Origin of the sequence: Mesotoga sp. H07.pep.5.3, from assembly GCF_002752615.1 — a bacterium.
In the GTDB taxonomy this organism is placed as follows: Bacteria; Thermotogota; Thermotogae; order Petrotogales; family Kosmotogaceae; genus Mesotoga; species Mesotoga prima.
The window spans coordinates 682,967-694,019 of record NZ_AYTV01000012.1 but is presented as its reverse complement, the minus strand read 5'-3'; the positions used below and the strand labels follow the sequence as shown (position 1 = coordinate 694,019).

The window sequence follows — 11,053 nt, the reverse complement described above, 5'->3', positions numbered from 1 at the left end:
TGGTGAAACTCGCTACTGAGATAGCCGGGATTCATCTAGAGAATCCCCTTATGCCCGCTTCCGGGCCACTAACCGGCGACCAGAGAAAAATGCGCGCAATAGAGGCGATGGGAGTAGGTGCAATGGTAACAAAAACAATATCAACGGTTGCAGCCAAGGTTCCCAGACCATGCATTATCGCAGAAAGGGACTTCGTAATAAACACAGAGCTTTGGAGTGAATTCTCACCTGAAAAATGGCTTAATGAATTTCTTCCAGATTACAGGAAGGAATCAGCGCTTCCTTTAATCGTTAGCCTAGGCTATTCACCAGAGGACTTAAGAAAGCTGGTCCCACGATTCGCCAAATTCGCAGATGCCTTTGAGTTGTCAACTCATTATGTTGCCGATGATCCGTCGCTTATCAGAGAACTTATCTCTGCAGTAAAAGCGGGAACCGAAAAGCCTGTCTTTCTGAAATTTGATCCTTCGGTTCCCGATCCTGCGGAGATGGCGAGAGTTGTTCAGGAATCAGGTGGTGACGGAATCGTCGCTATCAATTCACTGGGTCCGGTTTACCCCATGGATCGGAGAGTAAATCGTTCTTATTTAGGAAGCAGAGATGGTTTCGGTTGGATTAGCGGACCGGTAATAAGGCGGCTATCCCTCTCATCGGTGAGAAGAATTCGTGAAGGTTGTACGCTCCCAATAATTGGAGTAGGCGGGATTGTCAGCGCAGACGATGTCGTAGACTTCTTATGCGCCGGGGCTTCTGCAGTTCAAATGTTGTCGGGAGCCCTGATAAGGGGAAAGGGGATATTCAAGAGAATTCTCGAATCGCTTCCCTCAGCTCTGGAAAAGAGAGGTTTTAAAAGCGTTGAAGAAGCAGTTGGCTCTGCAAAGGGCCAGAAAGAGTCCTTTACCGTAAGAAATCCTATAATTGATCATGATAAGTGCACTAGATGCGGTCTTTGCGTGGAGGTCTGCCCGTATTTTGCACTCAGTCTTCAGGAAAAAGTGGAGGTAGATTCAGCGGAATGCTTTGGTTGCGGACTTTGTGAATCCATTTGCCCAGTGGCTGCAATCGGAGGTGTCCTGGTTTGAGCAAGTTTCTTCTCAAATGTATAACATGCGGAAAGGAGTTTTCAGAAGAGGAAGTGGAATACTATTGTCCAGTTTGCGGCGAGCGTAGAGGAACCCTGGAAGTCGTTTACGACTTTGATCAAGTGAGAGAAAAATACGAGTCTTCTTCGGTCGATCTCAACAACAGGGGTATTTGGGCATTTGATTTTCTTTTGCCATTTGAGAATTGTACCGATACTCCAAGGCTCTTCGTAGGCAATACTCCTCTATATAGAAACCATTCTTTGGAAGAGAAATACAGAGTATCGGAGTTACTCCTTAAAGACGACGGCAGGAATCCGACTGCTTCATTTAAAGATAGAGCAAGCGCTGTTGCAGTCTTAAAGGCGAAAGAAAAGTCTTTTGATACCGTTTTCTGCGCTTCAACGGGAAATGCAGCCAGCTCGCTTTCGGGATTTGCAGCTGTTAGTGGGCTGAAGAGCGTGATTTTCGTCCCTGCTACAGCTCCTGCCGCCAAGATTACTCAGCTACAGGTGTATGGATCAAAAATTCTGGCAATAAATGCGAGCTACGACCGGGTATTCGATTTGTCGATGGAAATCGGTATGTCAAAGGGTTGGTACTGTAGAAATAGCGCAATAAATCCATACCTGCTTGAGGGGAAGAAGACTTGTGCAATGGAAATCGCACTCAAGACGAAAGATAAACTACCGGATTTTGTTTTTGTTTCGGCAGGTGATGGAACTGTCTTATCGAGTTTCTACAAAGGGTTTGAAGATTTGATGAAGCTCGGTGTGATCTCTAAAATTCCAACCATAGTGGGAGTTCAGGCAGAAGGTTCAAACGCAATAATGAGAGCTTATGAAAGAGGATACCCATTTGAGCCAGTAGATATCGAGGCAAGAACGGTTGCGGACAGCATCAGTGTGGGAAAGCCAAGAGACGTTTTTAAGGCTTGCAGGTACACACAGAAGCATAATGGTTTGTTTCTTTCCGTTTCGGACCACGAGATTCTCGGGAGTATAATTGAACTTGCCAGAGAAACCGGTGTGTTCGCCGAGCCGGCAGGCGCTACGGCATTTGCAGGCTTCAAGAAGGCCAGAAGATTGAGTATTGTGAACGAAAGAAGTAGTGTTGTCATCGTGGTAACTGGAAATGGTTTGAAGGACCTTAAGAGCGTTTCATATGTGCTTCCAAAGGTCGAGACTTTGCCACCGGTAAAAGATGCAATTGAGGAGGCTCTAAATGAAGATCAGCTTCACACTCAACAATGAACGGTTATCAATGGATGTTGTCGAAGATATGAGACTTCTGGATTTCTTGCGTGATGAACTGGGCCTAACTGGGACAAAAGAAGGTTGTGGCGAAGGGGAGTGCGGTGCCTGTACCGTTATCATCGACGGGAAGGCGGTCAATTCCTGTCTCGTCCTTCTTCCCGAAATCGATGGTTCCGAGGTAACCACAATTGAAGGTCTCTCAAAGGATGGGGAACTAGACACCATTCAGAAGGCTTTTGTAGACGAAGGAGCTGTCCAATGCGGGTTCTGTACTCCAGGCATGATAATGTCGGCAAAGGCCCTTCTTGATAGAAATGATTCGCCAAGCGATGAAGAGATAATGGAGGCAATCGAAGGCAACCTTTGTAGATGCACAGGTTACTACAAGATTGTCCAGGCAATTAAGACCGCCGCAGAAAACCTCAGGAAAACTAATGGAAAGTAATTCTGTTTCGCTGATTCTTCTGGCGGCAGGGGAATCCAGTCGCTTTGGAGATGAGAAGCTCTGTTCTAATTTTAGGGGAAAGCCTCTCCTGCAATGGTCTCTCGATAATCTGAAGAATGTTGGTGTTCTTAACAAGTTTCTAATTATTAAGCCTGGCTTCGAACTCAATAGATTCGATACGGGAAGCTTCAAAATATTGATAAATGGTGATTACAGAAAGGGAATTTCGACCAGCATAGTTAGAGGACTTCGCGAATGTGCTGAAGAGCGCACTGGGATTGTACTCATGCTTGCCGATATGCCTTTGGTTAGCGGAGAAGATGTCGAATTTCTTCTGGAGTCACTTCTCCCTGAAGATGAGATGGTCTCCTTTGCGTATGACGGAAGAAAGGGTTTCCCGACATTCATAGCAAAGAAGCTATTTCCCGAGCTCTTGAAAATCACTGGAGATAGGGGTGCTTTTCAGCTTGTTAAGAATGGACGAGCGAAGATCCGTGAAATAGAAGGCAGCGAGCGTAATGTATTCGATATAGATTCTCCAGAAGATAGACTGCAAATCTGGTGAGGTGTTCTTGAGATTTTGCTAAAAGCTTCATTTTGCTCGAGAAATCCGGAGGTGAGGTTAGTGTCATTCAACGTTCTAATGCCAACCAGTGAAGAGGAGCTAGTTTCTCTTCTTTCGAAGGAAAGCAGTCACATTCTCGCAGGCGGCACCGACCTTCTCGTAAAGATAAGGTTGAAGAGAGTGATTCCTAAGATTGTAGTTAGCCTTAAACATCTAAAGGGCCTTGACACAATTGAGGATCTCGGCGATAAGATAAGAGTTGGCTGCAGGGTAACGATTTCCGAACTCTTGAAGAGCGAAATAATCGACCGACACGGAAGAATCGTACAGATGGCCTTAAGACAAATAGGGAGTCCACAGATTAGAAACCGCGCCACTCTTGCTGGAAACATTGTTAATGCCTCCCCCGCCGGGGACTCGATAGTTGCGATGGTTCTCACGAACGCCAGTTTGTCAATAGGAAGCGCAAATGGTGAGAGGCATGAAAGAGTGGTGGACTTCATAAAGGGTCCTGGGGAGACAACTCTTTCAAGAGGAGAATTCGTGAAGTCAATAACTTTTGAGAAGACTGACGCTCTCTTTCCGCAGTTCTACAAGGTTGGTCAGAGGAATTCTATGGCCATTTCGGTCGCTTCCGTTGGATCGTTGACTTCTGAGTCGGAAATTAGGCTTGCCTTTGGATCTGTTGCGCCTACCGTTGTCGTACCGATCGAGGCTTGTGAATACTACTCTGCAAAGAACGGGTCATTTGACGAAGAGCGGTTTGTCGAACTAGCTATGAAATGTGTGACACCCATTGATGATGTTAGAGCGACCGCCTGGTATCGGACCACTGTAGTAAGGAATCTGATTCATAGAACTCTAAAAGTCTGGAGAAAGAAGGGATACAATGCTGTCTAATGTAAACGAGTACTTCAGACCTAAGACAGTCGAAGAGGCTTACGAACTTATGCAGAATGACAGAGATCATTCGATTTTCTTGTCTGGAGGGACAATTGTAGCACTTATGGAGTCCTCAAGAATTGAAAAGATAATCGACTTGAAGTCTCTTAGGCTTGACACAATTTCAGTTACGGAGGGTGAAATAGTTGTCGGAGCAACTACGACTATTGAATCCTTTAGAAAGGATCCAGTTATCAGGAAGGAATTCGATGACTTCTTCTACGATGCTTTCTCATTAGTGGGTTCCTGGCAGATCAGGAACATGGCAACAATAGGGGGCTCGGTCGCTCCAAAACTTGGATGGTCGGATGTGAGCACCTGCCTTCTAACAACGGGTTCTAGTCTCATGATCTATGGGGTAGATGGGTATCAGAGGATGCTAGTATCCGATTATTTTGCTTTACCTACAGGAGAAAAGCCTCTAATAACCCATGTAATGTTGAAGAGAGACGGCTGGGTTTCGGCCTTCGAAAAGTTCTCTAAGACTACTTTCGACATTGCAACCGTAAATGTTGGTCTTTCAATTATTCCCGAACGTAACCGAATAAAGGGTGCCAGGGTCGTATGTGGATCGAGACCTCAGTATCCAGCGAGATTCGAGAGCGTCGAAGTGGCAATGGTAGACCTGGAGATAAACGATGTAATGCCTGCGATAGTTAGAAGTCTCGTTTACGAAAGCTTCTCTGGAGGATCTAACATGACCGCTTCTTTCGAGTACAGGAAACATCTCGCGTCCGTCCTTGCCCAGAGAGCTGCTGAAAAGGTTAAGGAGATGATCACATGAAAATAGCTCTTACTGTTAACGGGAAACTTCATGATATCGATATCGATCCAGGAGAATACCTGCTCGATGTACTGAGAAGAATCGGCTACAAAAGTGTCAGAAGAAGCTGTAATTCGGCAAGTTGCGGCACTTGCACAGTTCTCTTGAACGGCAAACCAATACTCTCTTGTTCTACTTTTGCAGCCTCGGTTGACGGTCAAAACATCGAGACTGTCGAAGGAATGGCAGATGGAGAAAAGCTTCACCCAATTCAGGAAGCTATTCTCGAAGAAGGGGGTGCTCAATGTGGATACTGTATCCCTGGACTAATAATGGCAGGAGAAGCTCTGCTAAGAGAGAATAGCGATCCTTCTGACGAAGAGATAAAACTCGCGCTAAACGGCAATATTTGTAGATGTACTGGCTACGAACCGCAGAACAGAGCAATCAAGAAGGCAGCAAAAGTGATGAGAGGTGAACTGGATGACTGATTCCTTCGTGACCGTAGGAAAACCAAAAAGGAAGGTTGATGGTCTTGCAATAGTCAGAGGTAAACCGGTATACACCCCAGACTACGATATGCCAGATGCTCTAGTCGTTAAGTTACTTCGCTCGCCCCATGCCCACGCTTTAATAAAAAATATTGAAACCGAGCAGGCAAAGTTAATTAACGATGTTGTGGATATCTTCACTTTCAGTGATGTCGAGAGGATACCATATACAAGGGCCGGTCAGGGCTATCCCGAACCGTCGCCGTACGACACCTTTCTCCTGGACAGAAAGGTTAGATACGTAGGTGATCCAGTGGCAATCGTAGCTGCGAAGACTGAGAAAGCAGCAAAAGACGCACTGAGAAATATCAAAGTTGAGTATGAAATCCTCGATGCCGTCTTAGAAATGAAAGAAGCTACAAAAGAGGGGGCGCCGATCATTCACGATGAAAGCGAATGTGCTGGAGTCTACGACAAATCCAGAAACATTGCGGCGCATTATGAAATGGATCTCGGAGATGTCGAAGAAACGCTCAAGACTTGTGATGTTGTAATCGAGAGGACTTATCATATCGACACACAGCTTCACGCAGCGCTTGAACCACACAACGCGCTTACATATTTGGACTCCGTCGGGAGGCTCATAGTAATCACTTCAACTCAAGTACCCTTTCACTGCAGGAGAATTCTCTCTCATATATTTAATAAGCCAATTGCAGACATTCGCGTGATCAAACCGAGAATAGGTGGTGGATTCGGCGGAAAGCAGTCTGTGATAGTCGAACCCTACGCAGCGCTAGTTACTATAAAGACAGGTAAACCGGCAAGGATTACTTACACGAGAGAAGAAGTCTCTATGGCAACAAATATCCGCCATGAAATGAGCTTCGATGTTACCGTGGGAGCGATGAGAGATGGAAAGATAAAGGCAATATCCCTCCATGGGATATCAAATACAGGGGCTTATGGAGAACATTCTCTCACAACTTTTATGGTTTCCGGTTCGAAGACCTTGCCACTTTACAACAAAGTGGAAGCCGTTCATTTTGGTGGAGACATAGTTTATACGAACCTTCCTCCAGCTGGAGCATACAGAGGATATGGAGCACCGCAGGGCCTCTTCCCACTCGATTGTGCCATTGATGAGCTCGCACACGAGATCAAGATGGATCCTCTTAAACTCAAAGAAATGAACTCAATAAGAGAAGGGGAAACATCTCCGATTTTCGAGATAATGGGAGAAGGAAGAGAAGGAGTCCCTCAAACTATGAAAAGCTGCAAACTTCAAGAATGCATCGATCTTGGAAAGAACGAAATAGGCTGGGAGAGTAAGAGAGGGAAGAAGATCAGAAATGGAAGTAAAGTTCGAGGAGTTGGTTGTGCCCTCGCAATGCAGGGTTCGGGAATACCAAAAGTAGATATGGGTGCGGCTACAATAAAGATGAACGAAGACGGCTCATTCAACCTTCTCGTCGGGGCAACCGATCTTGGGACAGGAAGTGATACGATTCTTGCACAGATTGCAGCTGAGGTTCTCACGGTTCCGCTGGAAAGAGTCATCGTGTATTCATCCGATACAGATATCACCCCGTTCGATGTAGGGGCGTACGCTTCCAGTACTACTTATGTATCGGGAAACGCAGTTAGGCTAGCCGCCGAAAAAGTCAAGGACAGACTCTTTGAACTAGCAGGTAAGTATCTGGAAAGAAGTGTATCGGAACTGTCGCTCCAGTCGGGGATAATTACTTGTAAGGACGGTCCCTCTGTATCGTTGTCTGAACTCTGCACTGTGCACATGTATACTTTCAATCAACAACAGATCTCGGAGTCGGCTTCCTTCGTGGGCGAAGAATCCCCTCCACCATTTGCAGCGAGTTTTGCGGAGGTTGAAGTTGACACCGATACCGGGAAAATTGCGCTCTTGAATTTCGTGTCATATGCAGATTGCGGGGTAGCTCTAAATCCCATACAAGCGATTGGACAGCTTGAAGGCGCCTCTATGCAAGGAATTGGTTGGGCCCTCTTCGAAGATATCATTTACGGAAAGAACGGAAGGATGCTTACCAACGATTTCTTCACTTATAAAGTCCCTTCCCGGATGGACTATGGAAAGCTTACTTGCAGACTCGTCGACAGCTATGAACCTACAGGTCCCTTCGGGGCAAAAAGCATAGGGGAGATAGGAATCGACACACCGATTCCTGCCATAGCGAACGCGATATTCGATGCCACAGGAATTCGCCTAAGACATGCTCCATTCAAGAGCGAACGAGTTCTATTCGAAATTTTAAACATGGAGGTATGAAATGAAGAAATTCTTTCTATCTGTCCTTGTCATTTTAGTATGCTCTGCAGTGTTTGGCATAACCTTCTGGGTTAGCTGGGAAGGGGAGAAATTCTACAGGGATGCTGCCGCCGCATTCAAAGAAGAGACAGGGATTGATGTTGAGATTGTTTACTTCCCAAAGATTGAAGAAAAACTGAACATAAATCTGAAGACAGGGTACCTTCCCGATGCTGCTATGATAAAGGATACTTATGTGGGTGATGTCGCTGCATCTGGGCGCAGTCTAAGTCTCAATCTTGCCAGTCTTACTGGCTACTCTCAGAAATTTCTGAACGCCTACGTATGGAATGGCGAAATTACCGCCGTTCCCTTTTACGCGGATTGTCAGGTCGCCTTTGTCAATCTCAATGCTTTCGAAGAAGCCGGTATCGTTTTGGGAGAGAAACTTGATTTTGATCAATTCGAAGCTATAAAGGAGAGCCTTACTGGAGTTGTTGATTACCCAATAGCATTTGATTTCACATCTCCTTACGTAATGTTCCCTTATGTCTCTGCTCTCATGTCCGAAGAGGAACTGTACGAACTAAATGTTGGAGCCTCCGGAAGTAGAGAAGTAGTATCTAAAATTAAGGAGTACTTCGACAATGGAGTGATTTCGAGACTGGAGAGAGCCGCAATGAACAAGCTCTTTGCTCAGGGTAAGATAGGTATAATGCTTCAGGGAAGCTACATGGCCTCCAAATTCAGGGAGAAAGGTCCCGACTTCGTGATGTTACCCTTTCCCAATATTGAAGGCGTAGAAGTAAGTGGTATCATTGACTCTAAAGGTTTTGCACTATTCAATAGTGATACCTCTGAGCAGTGCATGAGTTTTATTGGCTTTCTTAATGAGCATAGTCATGACTTCTTTGTAGAGTACGACAAGTATCCACTATTCGGTTCCGACTCTCCTCAAGAGCTGGAATGGGTAGTTAACCAAGGTAAGTTCATGCCGAATCTCCCGGGGTATCAGTCTCTTTTGTTTGAGGCTCTAGAACCCGCATTGCAAGCAATATATAGTGGAGCAATGACTGTTGACCAGGCACTTTCAGGTGCGCAGTCTTACATTGACTCTATAAGATAGTATGTCGGTAGTTTTGCCGATCTTCTTTGCACTGTGCCTGCTCTCTCTTTTACTTAGAAATAAGTGGTCCATGGTTTTGCCAGTGACTTTAATACTGGGAGTAGCTACCATTGTGCCTATACTCTGGGCAATTTACATTTCTTTCACAGAATATGGGGTCTTTCAACAGGCTCCTGTTTTTTCTGGTCTGAAGAACTTCGAAGAGGTACTTGGAGACTCTGGTTTCAAGCTCTCTCTTAGACTTACCGCATTGTGGTCTACTCTCAAGACATCGATTGAGATCTTGCTGTCATTCTTAATTGCATTGAGACTTAGAAAGGCAACTAAGTTAAGTAAGGCCAGTCTTATTCTTCTTGGAGTCGGCTGGTTCATACCTTCATTCATTACAGTCTCGGGTTGGAGGGCTCTTGTCCAAGGATATGGAGGGTATTCGTTATTTAACATTGTCCTTGGAACGGAAATCGACATAACTCTCAACGCCTTTCAAGCATTTACATCCTCTCTTTTCGTAAGCATTTGGCTTTCATTACCTCTGTCTACAATGATAATTCTCGGAATGTTGGGAAGAGTCTCTAAAGAACTTGATGACGTAATGAAGATCGACGGAACAGGCGATATTTATACCTTTAGTATTCTTTTCGGAGAGATACGATTTCTGCTTATTCCTTATTTCTTTTTTCAGCTTGCGAGATCAATGAAGGAATTCACATCTGTCTTTCTCATGACTGGTAACGGTCCTCTTTTGCCGGAGGGGTTCACTCCAAATACCTTAACCGGCTCGACAACTTTTCTTGGTGTTGCTTTGTTCAGGAAGTTTAGCTCTGTTAAAGATTATGGGCTTCTTTCGGCCTACGCGGTGTTTGTTGGGGGTTTTTCGCTAATCTGGATACTGGGTGCCCTCTTTTCAAGAGGGGATGTTCCGAAAAGGCACAGGCATGTACTATTTCTGAGTAGTGCAGCCCATGTATTTCTTGGGCTTTTCACAGGCTTGAATTTGCTTCTGCTCCCCGTCATTTTAGGATACTCAATTCTTCCCCTAATTATCCCACGATTCAGGAAGACTTTCAGACTCCTCGTAGGGGCACTTTTGATATATGAAGCTTTAATAACCGTATTGGGAGTAGTACAGAGGGGAGTAAGTGGAATAGTTCCGGCTACCCTATTAAGCGTACCGCTAATTTTGTTCTCACTAAGATACAGGTTCCCGATTATCGATTTCACTATCCCGGGCTGGCTGAAGAGAACACTGATGGTATTGTGCCTAATACCGACGGTCTTGGTAGTTATTTATATTCTTGTGCTTTCTTTTGCCGCTGACTCAGACATAATGCCTTCACTTAGTGAATTGACTCTAGCAAATTTTGGCAGAGTCATTTCCGACGGACTTATGTCGAATATTCTTAATACAATTATTATCGCCTTCTGGGCCTCCTTAATCCTGCTAATGGCAGGTATACCCTTCTCATACCTTTTCTCACAGAGAAAGTCGATGCTTGTGAAAGGTTTGGCTTCAATAATTCTTTTTGGCAGTCTCTACACTGGAATGCATACTCTGCTTCCGATGTATTTCGTATTCGATAAGCTCCGTCTAACTGACAGTCTCTTTGGGATTGGGATAGTTGTTTGCATTCAGTCCCTTCCCCTTACGATAATCCTTCTTGCTGAATTCTTTTCCTCGGTTCCGAGAGAGCTCCGAGAAGTGTCCCTGTTGGAAGGATTATCTGGAACTGGCTACCTGGTGAGAATTTTAATCCCGCTTTCATTGCCTGTAATCGGAGGTCTTCTGGTGTACGTAATGGTTTCGTCGTTCAGTTCATTCAGCACGCCCCTGATTCTTCTTAACAGCCAGGAGCTGATGCCTTTCTCTCTTAGAATATTTAGCTATGTGGGAGAAGTGAGAAGCTACTACACTTCGTGGAATCTCTTTGGTGCTGCATCGGTAATTGGGGTAGTACCTCTGCTGATTTTCTTTAGAAGTTCTCTCAGGCTAATCTACAGTTCGAATCTCCGTGATCAAGGAATAGAGTATGACTGAACACTTGCCATAATTAGGCTTAGAAAGAATTCGAAATTTACGATAAAATATCAGTGGTGGTGAA

Annotated in this window: 10 protein-coding genes; all 10 read left to right on the top strand. The window is 45.1% G+C overall.

The annotated features are described in order from the left end of the window. The first annotated feature begins 2 nt into the window (after positions 1-2). The 10 genes from V513_RS07070 to V513_RS07025 all read left to right on the top strand — a co-directional run bounded on the left by V513_RS07070 (position 3) and on the right by V513_RS07025 (position 10,989). Positions 3-1,082, top strand: a complete 1,080-nt coding sequence (locus tag V513_RS07070; protein ID WP_099772146.1) for a 4Fe-4S binding protein — start codon at positions 3-5, stop codon at positions 1,080-1,082. Continuing rightward, positions 1,079-2,335 (top strand): threonine synthase, encoded by a 1,257-nt coding sequence (gene thrC / locus V513_RS07065; protein ID WP_099772145.1) that lies wholly within the window; start codon positions 1,079-1,081, stop codon positions 2,333-2,335. The genes V513_RS07070 and thrC overlap by 4 nt, the downstream gene beginning before the upstream one ends. Beyond that, a complete protein-coding gene (locus tag V513_RS07060; protein WP_014730663.1) occupies positions 2,307-2,783 on the top strand; it encodes a (2Fe-2S)-binding protein in 477 nt (158 codons plus the stop codon). The genes thrC and V513_RS07060 overlap by 29 nt, the downstream gene beginning before the upstream one ends. Beyond that, positions 2,773-3,348 carry a nucleotidyltransferase family protein gene (locus V513_RS07055; RefSeq protein WP_099772144.1) on the top strand — a complete coding sequence of 192 codons (576 nt, stop codon included), beginning with the start codon at positions 2,773-2,775 and terminating at the stop codon, positions 3,346-3,348. Before V513_RS07060 ends, V513_RS07055 begins: the two co-directional genes overlap by 11 nt. A 60-nt stretch (positions 3,349-3,408) precedes the next feature. Further along, complete coding sequence (locus V513_RS07050) at positions 3,409-4,248, top strand: FAD binding domain-containing protein (protein ID WP_006492650.1); 840 nt, start codon at positions 3,409-3,411, stop codon at positions 4,246-4,248. Continuing rightward, complete coding sequence (locus V513_RS07045; protein ID WP_099772143.1) at positions 4,238-5,074, top strand: FAD binding domain-containing protein; 837 nt, start codon at positions 4,238-4,240, stop codon at positions 5,072-5,074. Before V513_RS07050 ends, V513_RS07045 begins: the two co-directional genes overlap by 11 nt. Continuing rightward, positions 5,071-5,544: a (2Fe-2S)-binding protein gene (locus V513_RS07040; protein ID WP_006492646.1), complete on the top strand. Its 474-nt coding sequence runs from the start codon at positions 5,071-5,073 to the stop codon at positions 5,542-5,544. The genes V513_RS07045 and V513_RS07040 overlap by 4 nt, the downstream gene beginning before the upstream one ends. After that, the gene (locus V513_RS07035; protein WP_099772142.1) at positions 5,537-7,849 is read left to right on the top strand and encodes a xanthine dehydrogenase family protein molybdopterin-binding subunit; all 2,313 of its coding nucleotides are present in this window, start codon (positions 5,537-5,539) and stop codon (positions 7,847-7,849) included. The genes V513_RS07040 and V513_RS07035 overlap by 8 nt, the downstream gene beginning before the upstream one ends. Position 7,850: 1 nt before the next feature. Beyond that, positions 7,851-8,954 carry a sugar ABC transporter substrate-binding protein gene (locus V513_RS07030; RefSeq protein ID WP_006492642.1) on the top strand — a complete coding sequence of 368 codons (1,104 nt, stop codon included), beginning with the start codon at positions 7,851-7,853 and terminating at the stop codon, positions 8,952-8,954. 70 nt (positions 8,955-9,024) lie between these two features. After that, entirely contained in the window at positions 9,025-10,989 is a 1,965-nt protein-coding gene (locus V513_RS07025; protein WP_257212007.1) for an ABC transporter permease, read from the top strand. Positions 10,990-11,053: the final 64 nt, after the last annotated feature.